We start from the raw sequence: 15,964 nt of genomic DNA, 5'->3' as shown, positions 1-15,964 counted from the left end.
GTGCCGTCGCCGGTGCCATCGAACGCCGATGGCGGCTCCGAGTTCGCCTAGGCTGGCGTCTGTGCCCTCGAACACGCGTCCCGCCGGTGCGCCGGCTCCGCCGCTGATCGACTGGTACCGGCGAACGGCCAGGGACCTGCCGTGGCGCCGCGCCGAGTTCCACTCGCACTACGGCGCCTGGGGAACCCTCGTCAGCGAGTTCATGCTGCAGCAGACGCCGGTGACGCGGGTGATCCCGCATCTCGAGGCGTGGCTCGAGCGGTGGCCCACGCCGGCCGCACTCGCCTCCGCGACCCCGGCCGAGGTCGTGCAGCAGTGGGCGAACCTCGGCTACCCCCGCCGAGCGCTGTGGCTGCATCGAGCAGCCGTCGAGATCACCGACAGACACGGCGGCGTCGTGCCGCGCGACGTCGAGGCGCTGCTCCGGCTCTCGGGCATCGGCGACTACACCGCCCGAGCCGTGGCCGTGTTCTCGTACGGCGACCGCCATCCCGTCGTCGACACGAACACGCGGCGGGTACTGGCTCGTGCGGTGCTCGGGCAGGCGCATCCGGGCTCGCCCTCACGTCGAGACCTCGACCTCATGGACTCTCTGCTCCCGGAGGCCGACAGCGAATCGGCCGTCTTCAACGCCGCGGCGATGGAGCTGGGTGCCACGGTGTGCACGGCACGGTCGCCTCGGTGCGAGTCCTGCCCGCTGCTCGACACCTGCGCCTGGGTCGCCGCAGGGCGCCCCGACACCGGTGACACGCGACGACGCCAGGCCGCCTTCGAAGGCTCCGACCGTCAGGCCAGAGGCGCGGTTCTGCGCGTGCTCCGTGAGGCGTCGCCCCGGTCGGTCCTGCTCGACAGCGTGATCCCGGACTGGGCCGACCCGCTGCAGCGGGACAGGGCCATCGACTCGCTCATCGCGGACGGCCTGGCAGAAGCCGATGGAGAGCTGCTGTCGCTCCCCCGATGAATGCTGCTCGCGCGGACCGCTCAGACGTACGGGCCGATCCGATGGGCGAGAACCGTCAGCTCGACGCGGGTGCGCACCCGGAGCTTCGAGAAGACTCTGCCGAGGTGGACCTCGACGGTCCGCACCGAGACGTGCAGCGACTCGGCGATGTCGCGGTTCGACGATCCGGCCACAGTGAGCATCGCCACTTCCAACTCGCGAGTCGTCAGCATCGGTTCCCAGATCCGACGAGACGTCGCAAGAGGGTCGGCGCCCGCATCCCGGCCCTCCGCGTCCGCGTGCAGCCGTGCGAGCCGCACGGACACCGCGGACGCCCACGCCGCCGCTCCCGACACCTCCAGCAGACTCCGGGCCGCCTCGAGGTGCTCTCTCGCACGCGCGATGTCGCCCGTGATCACGCACCGACTGCCGATCATCGCCTCGACGCGGCCACGTGTGAACGGCGACGGCAGGGTCCTGGCTGACGCGATGATCGTGTCTCGCTCGTTCCGCCACTCCTCGTCCGAGCAGCTGAGCATGCGCGCCCGAAGGTCCTGCGCGAGCGAGATACCCGGAGGTTCGAGCCGGCGCCGGTGCGACGGACCGTGGTCTCCGACGAGGACGGCTTCTTCGAGTCCCGGCACCGAGAGCGTCGTCTGCGGAGCCCCGGCGTCGCGCCAGAGACGCATGAAGGCGGCTGCCTGCTCGACGGACCCCGCGAGGAACGCCTCGATGCCCCGGTCGACGAGATCGTCGATGCGCATCGCCGGCGGGAGTGTGGCGGTGAGCGACCGTGCGAACGGGCCCAGGTGCCCGAGCACGGCGAGATCGAGCCTGCGTGCGATGACCGCGCCGAGCCCCGCGAACGGGACGACGATCGGCAGGTCGAGCGACGCGCGCATCAGGGTGGTCCTGGCCGTCGCGATGTCTCCGCTCCACATGAGCAGCAGCACCTGGACGATCACCCGATAGGCGCCCACCAACGGACTCCGCTCGAAGCCGGCGACGAAGGGATCGATCTCGGCGCCGATCCCGGACTCGCCCGCCGCGAGCAGCCGGAGGCCGGTGTCGATGTCGCCGTCCATCGCCGCGCGCAGCGCTCGCAGCATCCCGCCGGTGAGCGGACCTGTGCCCCTGGCGTCCGCGTCGACGTCGCGTTCCCCCGCGATCACCCATGCGAGCGCCACGACGGGATCCCGCAGCTCCGCCTCTGCAGCCGTCTTGGCGGCGCCCTCCCGAAGGGCTTCGATCCACGAGCGCATGCCCGCACGGTCGTCACGTTCCGCACAGAGCACCGCAGCGAGGGCCGAAGCCCGGGTCCAGAAGTGCCAGTCGTCCTGCCCGTCCCCGCGCGGGCGGAGCATCTCGGGGTCGATCCGAGGCACCGAGCCCTGCAGGTGCGCCTGCGCGATGAGAAGCGCACCGAGCGACCGCAGACGGGGATTCTCCGCTCCCGCGGGGAACAGCCCGCTCAGACGACTCGCCGCATCGGCGGCGAACCCCGCCGCCATCGCCGACGCCCCGGCGACAGCGGTCGCCTCATCATGCGCGACGCCCGTCGCATGCGCCGCGGCCTCGGACGCGAGCCGCATGGCTCTCTCGTTCGCTCCGGATTCGGCGAGCTCGCGCGCGGCCCTCGTGAGCTCGCCTGCTGTCCCGGGGATCTCGCGCGACGACGCGCGCGCACGGTGCCAGACGGCGTCCACGCGTTCTCCACGTGAACGGAACACCTGAGCGAGGCGCGCGTGCACACGCGCCCTCTCCACCGGCAACGCGGTGGCATGCAGCCAGATGGCGAGGCGCGGATCGACGAGCCTCACCCGTCCTGCATGGATGTCGAGAAGATCCGACACGGCGCAGGCAGCGAGGTCATTCGCGGAGCGCCCGTCGAAGTCGAGCAGCGGCTCGAGGCGGTCGTCCAACCGCATCGTCGCCGCGAGCAGGAGGTCGCGGTCGCGAGGCTCGACCACCACATCGACGAACATCGAGGCGATGGAGTCGACCAGGGGCAAGGGAGACGGCAATGCTCGGAGCCCGTGACGCTGAGGCTGATCGAGTCTCTGCGCGACCGCACGGACGATCGAGGCGTCGGCGGTCACCTCCGCCACGATGCGCGACACCACATGCGGGGCGCACGCGAGACCGTGGGCAAGAAGATCATCGAGGATCCCCTCGATGACAGCCGTCGTCACGGAAGGCGCGATGCGCGCACCAAGAACGTCTATTCCGACCCCCCACAGTCCGACGAGCTTTCACCCGTCAGGCCGAGGGTAGCAAGGCACGCGACCCGATCAGTCGACGTGCTGGTATATCACGCGGAGGTGTCGTCGTCTTCCTGACGCAGGTACGGATCCGCGTCTCCCGCGTGCGATGCCGAGGACGCGAGCTTCGCCACTTCGGCGTCACGCTCCTGCGCCTCACGAAGCAGCGCCGAGATGTGATCGGCGTTCTCCGGCAGGGCGTCGGGGATGAACTCCAGCGTCGGCACCAGGCGGGTGCTCAGCTGGCGGCCCACCTCACTGCGCAGCATTCCCGTCGCCGAGGTCAGGGCGGCCCCGCTCGATACGCGCTCCTCTTCGGTGCCGAGCACCGTGTAGAACACCGATGCATGCTGCAGATCTCCGCTCACGCGGACGTCGGTGATCGTGACGAAGCCGAGGCGCGGGTCTCGCAGCCCCTTCTCGAGTCGCTCAGCGAGGATCACGCGGATGCGGTCAGCCAGACGTGCCTGTCGTTCACCAGCCATTGTTCTCTCCCTCTACGTACCCTTCGGGCGAGGATGCATGACGCACCCTCGCCCGAAGATATCGAACTCGATCAGCCGCGAGGCTTCTCGACCAGCTCAGTGGTCTCGATCTCGTCACCGATCTGGATGTCGTTGTACTTGCCGAGGCCGATACCGGCCTCGTAGTCCGTACGAACCTCGGTGACGTCGTCCTTGAAGCGGCGCAGCGACTCGATGGCGAGGCCATCGGCCAGCACGACGCCGTCGCGGATGACGCGAGCCTTGGCGTTTCGCGTGATCGTTCCCGACCGCACGATGACACCGGCGATGTTGCCGAACTTCGAGGAGCGGAACACCTCGCGGATCTCGGCGACACCCGACTGGACCTCTTCGTACTCCGGCTTGAGCATGCCCTTGAGCGAGCTCTCGATCTCGTCGATCGCGTTGTAGATGACGGAGTAGAACCGGATGTCCACGCCCTCACGCTGAGCACGCTCGCGCGCCTTCGTGTCGGGGCGGACGTTGAAGCCCACGATGATCGCGTTGTCGATCGTCGCGAGGTTGACGTCGGACTCCGTGATCGCACCCACACCGCGGTGGATGATGCGGAGCTGGACCGAGTCGTCGACCTCGATCTTGAGGAGCGACTCCTCGAGCGCCTCGACGGCACCGGAGACGTCACCCTTGATGATGAGGTTGAGCGACTCGACCTTGCCCTCTTCGAGAGCACGGGTGAAGTCCTCGAGCGAGATGCGCTTGCGGGCCTTGGCCAGCTGGGCGTTGCGCTCGACCGCCTCACGCTTCTCAGCGATCTGACGTGCCATGCGGTCCTCTTCGGTGACGATGAAGACATCGCCGGCACGCGGCACCGAGTTGAGACCCTGCACCTGCACCGGACGCGACGGGTAGGCCTCGAGGACCTGCTCGCCGTTCTCATCCGCCATCGCACGAACGCGGCCGTAGGCCGTGCCGGCGACGATCGCATCGCCGATGCGGAGCGTTCCGGACTGGATCAGCACGGTGGCGACCGAACCGCGGCCCTTGTCGAGCTTCGCCTCGATGGCGACACCGCGAGCGGCCTTGTTCGGGTTGGCCGTGAGGTCGAGACCCGCATCTGCCGTCAGCAGCACCGCGTCCAGGAGGTCCTGGATTCCGGTGCCGGCACGAGCCGAGACGTCGACGAACATGACGTCTCCGCCATACTCCTCTGCGACCAGACCGTACTCGGTGAGCTGCTGGCGGACCTTGCCGGGGTTGGCCTCGGGCTTGTCGACCTTGTTCACCGCGACCACGATCGGCACGTTCGCCGCCTGTGCGTGGTTCAGGGCCTCGACCGTCTGCGGCATGATGCCGTCGTCGGCCGCGACCACGAGGATCGCGAGGTCGGTCACCTGCGCACCTCGGGCACGCATGGCGGTGAACGCCTCGTGACCCGGGGTGTCGATGAAGGTGATGGCGCGCTCGATGCCCTCGTGCTCGGTCCAGACCTGGTAGGCACCGATGTGCTGGGTGATGCCGCCGGCCTCGCCCTCGATGACGTTGGTCTGACGGATCGCGTCGAGCAGTCGGGTCTTACCGTGGTCGACGTGACCCATGACGGTGACCACAGGGGGACGGATCTCGAGGTCGTCCTCGCTCTCCGCCTCCAGCTCGGCCTCGAGGTCGAGACCGAAGCCCTCGAGGAGCTCCTTGTCCTCGTCCTCGGGCGAGACCATCTGGATCTTGTAGCCGAGCTCGGCGCCCAGGACCTCGAAGGTCGCCTCGTCCAGCGACTCGGTGGCCGTGGCCATCTCGCCGAGGTTGAAGAGGATCGTCACGAGGGTTCCGGGCTGGACCGTGTATCCGGTCAGCGTCTCGATCTTGTCGGCGAAGTCGGCGATCGATGCGCCGCGACGCATGCGGATGATCTCTCCGTTACCGCGGGTGACGTTGACGCCACCGACGACCGGAGCACTCCGCATCTCGAACTCTTGCCGCTTCGCCCGACGCGACTTGCGCTGCTTGCTCTTGCCGCCGCCCTTGCCGAAGGCACCTGCGGTACCTCCACCGGGACCGCGACCACGGCCGCCTCCGCCACCGGGACGGCCGGCGAAACCGCCGCCGCCGGGACGAGCACCGGGGCCTGCACCGGGTCCACCGGCACCGCCGGGACGACCGGGTCCACCCGGACGCTGCTGGAACGGTGCACCGGGACGACCACCCTGACCGCCGCGCGGAGCGCCGGGACGGGGGGAACCGGGACGAGGAGCACCCGGGCGGGGAGCGCCCGGACGGGGGGCCTGCGGACGCGGGATGTTGCCCGGCGTCGGGCGCTGGCCCATGCCCTGTGCAGATGCGAACGGATTGTTACCCGGACGCGGCCCCGCCGGACGCTGGCCCATGCCCTGCGCCGACGAGAACGGGTTGTTGCCGGGACGCGGAGCGCCCGGCTTCGGAGCAGCGTCGCCGGACGGCTTCGCAGCCGCGCCGTCGTCTGCCTTCGATGCGGCGGGGGCGGCAGGGGCGGCGGGTGCCGGCGTCTCAGCCGGAGCCTCTGCGGGGGCCGCCTCGGCGACCGGCTTGGGGCCGGGCTTCGGGCCGGGCACGGGAGCGCCGGGCTTCGGGGCACGACCGGGTGCGGCCGGCTTCGCGCCGGGGGTCGCCGCCTTGGGGGCGGAGGCCGAGGGCTTCGCTGCCGGAGCAGCGTCGCCGGAGGACTTCAGCGAGGCATCGGACTCGATGGCTGCGCGCAGCTTGCGCGCCACCGGCGGTTCGATGGTCGAAGAGGGGCTCTTGACGAACTCTCCGAGTTCCTTGAGCTTTGCAAGTGCGATCTTGCTGTCGACGCCGAGTTCAGCGGCGATCTCATGTACGCGTGGTTTACCAGCCACAATTCTCCTGTCTGGGGTCGGTCCACCCAGACAGGGCAGACCACTAGTCGCGGACGGGTCTCATTTCGAGCCGTTCACTTTGTTTCCATAGCCGTTCAGCCTTTGTTTCTTGGTGGGTGCTGTTCGATGTTCCGCGTGTCCAGATCGCTGGAGACGCGCAGTGCTCTCCCGAAAGCCCGACGCCGCAGAGCGGCATCCATGCATTCCGGTGTCGGATGGACCCACGCGCCTCTCCCTGGCAGGACGGCTCTCTCATCGATGATGAGTGTGTCGTTCTGGGACACCACTCTGAGAAGAGCGGCGCGGGGAGCACGCGTGCGACAGCCGACGCACATTCGTACGGGTTCCATCTTACACCTGTGTTCCCATACGACTCGCGCCCGGGGGCGCGAGTCGTATGTCACGAGCGGTCAGTCGAGGACGCTGTCCGGCTGGATGTCGATCTTCGCTCCGGTGAGCTTGGCGGCGAGTCGGGCGTTCTGCCCCTCCTTGCCGATCGCGAGCGAGAGCTGGTAATCGGGCACGAGTGCGCGCACCGCCTTGGTGTTCGCGTCGAGGATGAACGAGCTCGTCACCTTGGCGGGCGAGAGCGCGTTCGCGACGAACGCCGCGAGCTCGGGGTCGTGGTCGACGATGTCGATCTTCTCCCCCGCGAGTTCCTCGGTGACGGCACGGACACGGCGGCCCATCTCGCCGATGCACGCGCCCTTGGCGTTGATCGCGGGGTCGTTCGCCCTGACCGCGATCTTCGTGCGGTGACCTGCCTCGCGGGCGAGCGAGACGATCTCGACCAGGCCTGCGGCGATCTCGGGGACCTCCAGCGCGAACAGCCTGCGCACCAGACCCGGGTGCGTGCGCGAGACCGTGATCTGCGGGCCCTTGAGGCCCTTGGCCACGCTGGTGACGTACACGCGAAGGCGCGAACCGTGCGTGTACTCCTCCCCGGGCACCTGCTCCTCGGGGGGCAGGATCGCCTCGACCGAGCCGAGGTCGACATGGATCATGCGGGGGTTCGGTCCCTGCTGGATCACACCGGCGACGATGTCGCCTTCCTTGTCCTTGAAGTCGCCGAGGACGACGTCGTCCGCGATGTCGCGCAGACGCTGGCTGATGACCTGCTTGGCGGCGAAGGCGGCGATGCGACCGAAATCGTCCGGCATCGCGTCCTCCTCGCCGATGATGGCACCCTCTTCATCGGTGACGGCCTGCAGCACGGCGACGTGGCCGGTGCGGCGGTCGAGCTCGACGCGCACGCCCTCGGGGGTCGCGCCATCCGCGGAGATGTGCTTCGAGTAGGCGGTCAGGATCGCCTGTTCGATGATCGCGACGAGTTCGTCGAAGGGGATCGCCTTCTCCTTCTCGATCCCACGCAGCAGGCTCAGTTCGATATCCATGACGGCTCCCTATTCAGCTCTCGTCGCGCAGGTTCTCACGCGCGACATCCGTACCACGATACCCTGTGCCCACCGCCCCCTGCCACGGCGGCCGCCGCGAGTGCGGCGCACGATGCTCAGGAGGATCCCGTGACCACCTACGACACGATAGTCATCGGCGCCGGCATGTCGGGCGTCACCGCTGCGCGCATGCTCGCGGATGAGGGAAGACACGTCGTCGTAATCGAGGCACGGGATCGCATCGGCGGTCGGATGAACACGGACCGATCCGCGGGCTTCCCCGTCGATCTCGGCGCCTCGTGGGTCCACGGCATCGATGACTCGCCTCTATGGGAGCTGGTCCAGGCGCTCGGCATCCCCACGATCGAGTACACGGTCGGGAGCTTCCAGGTCGGCGGGCGACCGATCGAGAACTTCGACCGGGAGGCCACCCGGATGGATTCCGCCGGCGCGGCGCAGTGGGTCTCCGACGTCGAGAGGGTCGACGATCTGCTCGGCGAGGAGATCGCCGCGTCGTCCCCCGGAGACACCTATCGGGATGTGACCGAGCGTGCGCTCGACCGCTCCGGTCTCGCCCCGGAGCGCATCGACGAGATCCGTGAGTTCTTCCGGCACCGGGTGGAGGAGCAGTGCGGGGCATGGATCGGCGACCTCGACGCGCACGGACTCGACGAGGACGCGATCGAGGGCGACGAGGTCATCTTCCCCCGCGGCTACGACGAGGTGCCGCGGCGTATCGCCGCGGGGCTCGACATCCGGCTGAACGAGATCGTGACCCGTGTCGCACGGACGACGAGCGGAGTCACCGTGTCGACCGACCAGGGCGACTACTCCGCGCGGACCGCAGTGGTCACCGTCCCCCTCGGCGTGCTGAAGGCCGGTTCGATCGAGTTCTCCCCCGCCCTCCCCGATCGCATCGCCGGTGCGGTGGACAGACTCGGGATGGGGGTCTTCAACAAGATCTTCCTCCAGTTCCCCGAGCGGTTCTGGGCGGAGGAGAGCTACGTGCTCCGTGCACTCGGCGAAGCCGGCGAGCACTGGCACTCGTGGTACGACGTGTCAGCGGTGAGCGGCCTCCCGACCCTGCTCACGTTCGCGGCGGGCCCGTTCGGACGACGGATGCAGGAGCTGCCCGACGACGAGATCGTCGCGGACGCGCTGGCGGCGCTGCGTGCGCTGTACGGGGATGAGGTCTCCGAGCCGACAGCGCACTGGGTCACGCGCTGGGGGCAGGACCCGTTCGCGAACGGGTCGTACTCGTACCTGGCGACCGGATCGTCGCATCACGACCACGACGACCTCGCCGGCCCCGCAGACGGCGTGCTGCACTTCGCGGGTGAGGCGACCTGGGGCGACGAGCCGGCGACGGTGGGAGCCGCCTACGACTCCGGACGCCGAGCCGCTGAGCGGATCCTCGGACAGGAGGTCGACCTGGCCGCTTTCGCCGCCGCGATCACGCGACGGGAGCAGACTCCAGAGCGTTGATCCCGCCGATGAGCCGGAACAGGTTGCCGACCTGTCGCTGGTCGAGATGCAGCGCCAGACGGGGCAGATGCAGGACGTCGTCGTCGGCGACCTCAGGCGAGCGCGGCGCGGACCGCTCGATCCGGCCGCTCGCCAGCATGCCGGCGAACTGCTCGTTGAGCTGCTCGAGCTCGACATCGGTCGGCGCGACGCGCAACCGCAGCACGAGTGTGTCGCCCACCCAGCGCAGCGAATCGTAGTTCCGCCAGAAGCCCGCGATGACCGCTGCGGCAGACTCGACCGAGTCGGTGATGGTGACCCTGTCGAAGTCGCCCTCCGAGATCACACCCGTCGGGGCGAGATCCTCATCGATGAAGCGCTTGAGTCCGTTCCAGAACGTCCCCCCGGGCTCGTCGAGCAGCACGATCGGGGTCGGCTCGGCCTTGCCCGTCTGCTGCAGGGTCAGCAACTCGAACATCTCGTCGAGGGTGCCGAAGCCTCCGGGAAGGCAGATGAACCCGATCGACTCCTTGATGAGCATCAGCTTGCGGGTGAAGAAGTACTTCATGGCCACGACGTGGTCGCTGCCGGCGACGAGGCTGTTGGCCTTCTCCTCGAACGGGAGCCTGATCGAGACGCCGAGCGACAGCGCCGGCCCCGCACCCTCCGCCGCCGCCTGCATGATGCCGGGGCCGGCCCCCGTGACGACCATCCAGCCATCGGCCGCCAGCGCCTCGGCCACGGCACGGGCCTGGACGTACAGCGGATCGTCCTGACGGGTGCGAGCCGATCCGAACACGGTCACCTTGGGGACGCCCTCGAACGGGGCGAACAGCCGGAAGGCATCGCGCATCTCGGCCAGAGCGGCCGAGGCGATCTTGAGATCGAGCCGGTTCGTGCCGTCCTCTCCGAGCAGGACCGCCGTGCGCATCATGCGCATGACGAGTCGACGATCGGTTCTGACCCCGGCCTCGTCGAGGACGGCGTTGATCTCGGCACTGAGCGATTCCGGCAGCGGTTCGTCGGTCATGCCCCCAGCCTGACATGCACCGCCCGACCGCGGGGCCGCGCAACGCCGCCCCATCATGCGACGGCTGCGCTGTCAATGCCCGTGCGTCGAGACGGCTCCCGCAGCAGAGTGAGGACATGACAGAGATCACAGGCCCCGAAGCACTCGCACGCGTCGCCGAACTCGTGGAGGACATCGATTTCACGATGCTGACGACCATCGACGATGACGGCAACCTCGTGAGCAGACCGATGTCCACCCGGCAGATGGACGACGCCGGAGACATCTGGTTCTTCACCGCCGAGGACACCGAGAAGGTCGAAGAGGCGCGGGAACACCACCACGTCAACCTCTCGTACTGCGACGCGAAGGGCATGCGATACGTGTCGGTCGCCGGCACCGCGTCGATCGTGCACGACCGCGCCAAGATGGAGGAGCTCTACTCCCCCTCACTCGAGGTGTGGTTCGCCGACGGACTCGACACACCCGGAATCACGCTCCTGAAAGTCACTCCCACCGTGACCGAGTTCTGGGAGCCCGCCAAGGGCAAGATCGCCATGGCAGCGGGGGCGCTCAAGGCGCTCGTCACCAAGGACACACCCGATGACGACATCATGAATCACGGACGAATCGTCTGCTGACGGGAACGAACGCGACACGGAGAACGCCGCACCTCATACTCGAGGCGCGGCGTTCTCGGTGTTCTGTTCAGCGGTGTGCGAGTCGGGCGATCGCGTCGGAGATCGAGACGGCGTCGCGGTCGCCGGTGCTGCGGTCCCACAGCTCGACCTGGCCCTCGGCGGCGCCGCGTCCGACGATGACGATCTTCGGGACTCCGACGAGCTCGGCATCTCCGAACTTGACTCCGGGCGAGACCTTCGGACGGTCGTCGTAGAGCACGTCGAGGCCGGCGGATTCGAGCTGTGCCGACAGGTCCGCCGCCACGTCGAAGGCGACCTGGTCGCGACCGGCGGCGACGACCTGCACATCGAACGGAGCGACGGATGCGGGCCAGATGAGGCCCTTCTCGTCGTTGTTCAGCTCGGCGATGATCGCGAGGATGCGCGTCACGCCGATGCCGTACGAACCCATCGTGACGGTGACGAGCTTGCCGTTCTCGTTGAGCACCTTGAGGCCGAGGGCCTCGGCGTACTTCCGGCCGAGCTGGAAGACATGACCGATCTCCATGCCGCGCGCGAGCTCGACAGGGCCTGACCCGTCGGGCGCCGGGTCACCCGCACGGACGTTGGCGATCTCGACGATGCCGTCGGCGAAGAAGTCGCGGCCGGCGACCACCGAGTGCGCGTGCTTCTCATCGAGGTTCGCACCGGTGATCCAGCTCGTGCCCTCGCTCACGCGGGGATCGACCAGGTAGCGGATGCCGGTGGCGGATTCCTCGCCGAGCACGGCCCCCGTGGGCGACCACGGACCGATGTAGCCCTTGACGAGCAGCGGGTTCTTCTCGAAGTCATCGGCCGTGGCGGTCTCGACCTCGGCGGGCGCGAATGCGACCTCGGCGCGCTTCTCGTCGACCTCGCGGTCGCCGGGGATGCCGACGACGACGAGCTCGCGGGTGCCGTCGAGGTGCGTGAGCGCGAGCACGACGTTCTTGAGGGTGTCGGCGGCCGTGTAGTCGCCGTCGAGATGCGCGTTGGAATGCGCCACGAGCGTCTCGATCGTGGGCGTGTTCGGCGAGTCGAAGACCACCGGCGCAGCGTCGGCGTCGAACGCGATCGCGTCGGGAACCGCCGTCGTGAACGCCTCGACATTGGCCGCGTAGCCCCCGGCGCTGCGGACGAACGTGTCCTCTCCGACGGGGGTCGGGTGCAGGAACTCCTCGCTTCGCGAGCCGCCCATCGCCCCGGCATCCGCCTGGACGATGACGTACTCGAGGCCGAGGCGCTGGAAGATGCGCTCGTACGCGTCGCGCTGTGCCTGATAGCTCGCGTCGAGCCCCTCGTCGGAGGCGTCGAACGAATACGCATCCTTCATCGTGAACTCACGTCCACGGAGCAGACCGGCGCGAGGGCGAGCTTCGTCGCGGTACTTGTCCTGGATCTGATAGATCGTCAGGGGCAGGTCCTTGTACGACGAGTACAGGTCCTTCACGAGCAGCGTGAACGCCTCTTCGTGGGTCGGGGCGAGGAGGTAGTCGCCGCCCTTGCGGTCCTGGAGGCGGAACAGCAGGTCGCCGTACTCCTCCCAGCGACCGGTCGCCTCGTACGACTCGCGCGGCATGAGCGCCGGGAAGTGGACTTCCTGGGCGCCCGCGGCCGACATCTCCTCACGGACGACGGTCTCGATCTTGGCCTTGACCCGGAGACCGAGCGGCAGCCACGCGAAGATGCCCGCCGCCTGCGGTCGGATGTACCCGGCGCGGATCAGCAGCTTGTGGCTCGCGACCTCTGCGCCTGCAGGGTCTTCGCGGAGCGTACGGAGGAAGAAGTTCGATAGACGAGTGACCACCGGGCAAGTCTACTGATCGGTGGTCACTCGTTTCGCGATGGGTCAGTTGAGCGCGGGAAGCCCGTTCGGGATCACACCACCTGCATAGAGGCTGGCGGCGAGCTCCTGGACAGCCGTCAGTGCCACACGCTGGGGCAGCGGACCGTACGAGATACGCGAGACACCGAGCTTCTCGTACTCCGATGCGGCGAGGGTTCCGGGCAGTCCGATCACGCTGAGCTTGCCCTCGCCGAGCCCCTCGACGAGCTGACGCGTGGTGTTCGCGTCGAGCATCCCTGGCACGAAGACCGCGGTGGCGCCGGCGTCGAGGAACGCCCGCCCACGCTGGATCGCATCGGCGACGCTCTCGGCGACGGGACGGTGTCCGGCACGCACGAACGCGTCGGTGCGCGCGTTCAGCGCGAACGGCACGCCCTCGGCCTCCGCTGCCTTGACGATCGCCTCGACCGCGGCGACGGACTCGTCGAACGGCTTGAGCCGGTCCTCGACGTTGGCGCCGACGACACCGGCGCCGATAGCCAGGCGCGTGGTCTCGCCCGCGTCGCCGTATCCGTCATCCAGGTCCGCGGTCACCGGCACGGACACGGATGCCGCGATGCGCCCGACCATGTCGATCATGACGTCGCGAGGGATCGTGCCGTCCTCGTATCCGAAGGAGGCGGCGATGCCGTGTCCTGCGGTGGCGATCGCCTTCGTCTCGGGAAGCATCGCGACCGCGCGCGCGGAGACGACATCCCACACATTCACCACCCGGAGGATCTCCGGGGCTTCGTAGAGTCCGATCAGGGTCTGGGCTTTCGCAGCAGAGGTCATGCTCACCACGCTAACGCGCGCGCCTGCGGTCGGGGCCGGACGGACACGGAAATCACAGGTTTTGGAGCGGATGACACGCGCACCGAGACGACCGATCGCTCGCGACGGAGACGTGCGGACACCGTCTCCACGCTCTCGAGCGACATAGTGTGGGGGCATGCCTCAGCGTCGACCCCACGTTGCTCCCTCCGCTGCGCAGACCGAACTCGCTGCAGCGCTGGCCGCACTCCGCGAGTCGGTGGAGGTCCCGATCGATTTCCCCGCCGAGGTGCTCGCCGAGGCCGACGCGGCGACGGCGCTGACTCCGGGGCTCGATCTGCGTGACATCCCGTTCGTCACGCTCGATCCGCTCGGCTCCCGCGATCTCGACCAGGCGTTCCACCTCGAGCGTCGGGGTCACGGATACACGGTGCGCTATGCGATCGCGGACGTGCCCGGATTCGTGCTCCCGGGGGGTGCCGTCGATCTGGAGGCACGGCGCCGCGGACAGACCCTCTACGCGGCGGACGGCACGATCCCCCTGCATCCGCGGGTGCTGAGCGAGGACCGCGCGTCCCTGCTGCCCGACGCGGATCGTCCTGCACTCGTCTGGACCTTCTCCCTCGATGAAGCCGGCGCCGTCGAGGACTTCCGGCTGGAACGAGCGATGATCAGGTCGCGTGCCCGACTCGATTACGCCGACACCCAGGCCGCGCTCGATCGCGGCGAGGGCGGCCCTGCCGCCCTGCTTCCGGAGATCGGCGCGCTCCGGATCGAGCAGGAGCGGCTGCGCGGGGGCGCGAGCCTGAACATGCCGGACGAAGAGGTGATCCGCACGGACGACGGCGCTTACGCGATCGAGCGCCGGCATCCCCTGTCCGTCGAGGAGTGGAACGCCCAGCTCTCGCTCATGACCGGGATGGCGGCGGCATCGCTCATGCTGGACGCGGGCGTCGGCATCCTGCGCACGATGCCGCAACCCGATGAGAAGGCGTTCGACGCGTTCCGGCATCAGACCGAAGCCCTGGGCCGCCCCTGGACGACCGGGCGGTACGGAGACTACCTGCGGGATCTCGACCGGGCCGATCCGCTGACGCTCCCGGTGCTCGAAGCGGCCGCGACGCTCTTCCGCGGAGCGGGCTATGTCGTGTTCGACGGCACCGCCCCGGAGGACACCGTGCAGGCCGCGATCGCGGCGCCCTACGCGCACGCGACCGCTCCGCTCCGCCGACTGGTCGACCGCTGGTCGCTCGAGATCTGTCTTGCTTCGTCGGAGAAGCGCGACGTTCCCGCCTGGGTGCGCGAGTCCCTGCGAGACGTGCCCGCTCTCATGCAGGCATCGGGCCAGCGCGCATCGAGGCTCGACTCTGCGACGATCAACTGCGTCGAGGCCGCTCTTCTGGCACCCCTGGTCGGCACGACGATCGAGGCCACCGTGATCGAGGTACGCGGTGAGCGCGCTGCCGTGCAGATCGCGGAACCCGCCGTGACGGCATCCGCACCGATCCCCGCCGGTGCCGCGCCGGGTGCGGTCGTGCGCCTGCGAGTCATGCGCGCCGACATCGGTCGTGGTGAGGTCGAGTTCGCCGTCTGACATACGCTGGGCCCGTGAGCCATCTCGCTGTCGCCGAACGATTCGTCGCCGCCCACTACCCGGGCGCCGCCGTCGCCGTCGTGGCCGGGAGCACCGCACGGGATGAGCGGACGGCGACCAGCGACATCGATCTCCTCCTCATCGGCGGCCCGCTCTTCGATGTCGACGGACAGACCGGCGAAGCGGCGACGGTCGAGTTCGACGGCGAGATCTTCGAGGTGTTCGCCTACACACCGGCAGGCTTCGCCGAGTGGGCCGATCGCAGCGTCGCCCAGCATCGGCCCGTCATCGTGCACATGCTCCTCGAAGGCATCCCTCTGCGCGACGACGGCAGTCTCCCCGCCCTTCGACAGGAGTGGCAGCAGGTCATCGATGCGGGGCCGAGCCTGAGTGCGCACGAGTCCGCCTTCCGGCGCTATGTCATCACCGACGTGCTCGATGATCTCCGTGACGCCTCAGATCCGGTCGAGCAGCATGTCGAGGCATCCGTCCTGTTCGAGCGCATCGCGGAGCTCATGCTCCTCACCGCGGGGTGGTGGATCGCGACGGGCAAATGGCTGCCCCGGCGCCTTCGCGCGCTCAGTCCCGCGCGGGCCGACCTGCTCACCGCGCCTCTGCTCGCCCAGGATTACGCGACGTTTGCCGATCGAGTGACCGCCGAACTCGAGCTCGCGGGAGGGCGGGTCCAGAGCGGCTTCGTGCGCTGAGCG

At 68.8% G+C, this 15,964-nt stretch carries 13 protein-coding genes; 5 read left to right on the top strand and 8 right to left on the bottom strand.

The annotated features are described in order from the left end of the window. Positions 1-61: 61 nt before the first annotated feature. The gene (locus HWD99_RS04015; protein ID WP_241794958.1) at positions 62-961 is read left to right on the top strand and encodes an A/G-specific adenine glycosylase; all 900 of its coding nucleotides are present in this window, start codon (positions 62-64) and stop codon (positions 959-961) included. 20 nt (positions 962-981) lie between these two features. Here HWD99_RS04015 and HWD99_RS18655 read toward each other — a convergent pair whose 3' ends face one another. The 5 genes from HWD99_RS18655 to nusA form a co-directional block, all read right to left on the bottom strand. Beyond that, positions 982-3,132 (bottom strand): helix-turn-helix transcriptional regulator, encoded by a 2,151-nt coding sequence (locus HWD99_RS18655; RefSeq protein ID WP_241794957.1) that lies wholly within the window; start codon positions 3,130-3,132, stop codon positions 982-984. Positions 3,133-3,251: 119 nt separating this feature from the next. Continuing rightward, complete coding sequence (gene rbfA, locus HWD99_RS04005) at positions 3,252-3,686, bottom strand: 30S ribosome-binding factor RbfA (protein WP_241794956.1); 435 nt, start codon at positions 3,684-3,686, stop codon at positions 3,252-3,254. Between the two features lie 71 nt (positions 3,687-3,757). Further along, complete coding sequence (infB, locus tag HWD99_RS04000) at positions 3,758-6,535, bottom strand: translation initiation factor IF-2 (protein ID WP_241794955.1); 2,778 nt, start codon at positions 6,533-6,535, stop codon at positions 3,758-3,760. Positions 6,536-6,630: 95 nt separating this feature from the next. After that, positions 6,631-6,870, bottom strand: coding sequence for a YlxR family protein (locus HWD99_RS03995; protein WP_241795431.1), 240 nt, complete (start codon positions 6,868-6,870; stop codon positions 6,631-6,633). Between the two features lie 75 nt (positions 6,871-6,945). Then, positions 6,946-7,929, bottom strand: coding sequence for a transcription termination factor NusA (gene nusA / locus HWD99_RS03990; protein ID WP_241794954.1), 984 nt, complete (start codon positions 7,927-7,929; stop codon positions 6,946-6,948). 129 nt (positions 7,930-8,058) lie between these two features. Between nusA and HWD99_RS03985 the strand changes: the two genes are divergently transcribed. Next, positions 8,059-9,414: an FAD-dependent oxidoreductase gene (locus HWD99_RS03985; protein ID WP_241794953.1), complete on the top strand. Its 1,356-nt coding sequence runs from the start codon at positions 8,059-8,061 to the stop codon at positions 9,412-9,414. On the opposite strand, the gene HWD99_RS03980 is transcribed toward HWD99_RS03985, so the two are convergent. Continuing rightward, a complete protein-coding gene (locus HWD99_RS03980) occupies positions 9,383-10,423 on the bottom strand; it encodes a TIGR00730 family Rossman fold protein (protein WP_241794952.1) in 1,041 nt (346 codons plus the stop codon). The two genes, HWD99_RS03985 and HWD99_RS03980, sit on opposite strands and share 32 nt — an antisense overlap. 116 nt (positions 10,424-10,539) lie before the next feature. Here HWD99_RS03980 and HWD99_RS03975 point away from each other — a divergent pair, with 116 nt between their 5' ends. Continuing rightward, on the top strand, positions 10,540-11,043 hold the full coding sequence (locus HWD99_RS03975) for a pyridoxamine 5'-phosphate oxidase family protein (protein ID WP_241794951.1): 504 nt from the start codon (positions 10,540-10,542) through the stop codon (positions 11,041-11,043). 67 nt (positions 11,044-11,110) lie between these two features. Here the strand turns inward: HWD99_RS03975 and HWD99_RS03970 are convergent, their stop codons facing one another. Continuing rightward, positions 11,111-12,868: a proline--tRNA ligase gene (locus HWD99_RS03970; protein ID WP_241794950.1), complete on the bottom strand. Its 1,758-nt coding sequence runs from the start codon at positions 12,866-12,868 to the stop codon at positions 11,111-11,113. 42 nt (positions 12,869-12,910) lie between these two features. Next, positions 12,911-13,681, bottom strand: coding sequence for an isocitrate lyase/phosphoenolpyruvate mutase family protein (locus tag HWD99_RS03965; protein ID WP_241794949.1), 771 nt, complete (start codon positions 13,679-13,681; stop codon positions 12,911-12,913). Positions 13,682-13,838: 157 nt separating this feature from the next. Here HWD99_RS03965 and HWD99_RS03960 point away from each other — a divergent pair, with 157 nt between their 5' ends. Together HWD99_RS03960 and HWD99_RS03955 are read left to right on the top strand one after the other, a co-directional pair. Then, on the top strand, positions 13,839-15,254 hold the full coding sequence (locus HWD99_RS03960) for an RNB domain-containing ribonuclease (protein ID WP_241794948.1): 1,416 nt from the start codon (positions 13,839-13,841) through the stop codon (positions 15,252-15,254). A 14-nt stretch (positions 15,255-15,268) separates the two neighbouring features. Then, the gene (locus HWD99_RS03955) at positions 15,269-15,961 is read left to right on the top strand and encodes a nucleotidyltransferase domain-containing protein (RefSeq protein ID WP_241794947.1); all 693 of its coding nucleotides are present in this window, start codon (positions 15,269-15,271) and stop codon (positions 15,959-15,961) included. Positions 15,962-15,964: the final 3 nt, after the last annotated feature.

The organism is Microbacterium sp. C5A9 (assembly GCF_022627955.1).
GTDB lineage: Bacteria > Actinomycetota > Actinomycetes > Actinomycetales > Microbacteriaceae > Microbacterium.
The sequence above is the reverse complement of the archived record's forward strand: the minus strand, read 5'-3'. Positions and strand labels throughout refer to the sequence as shown.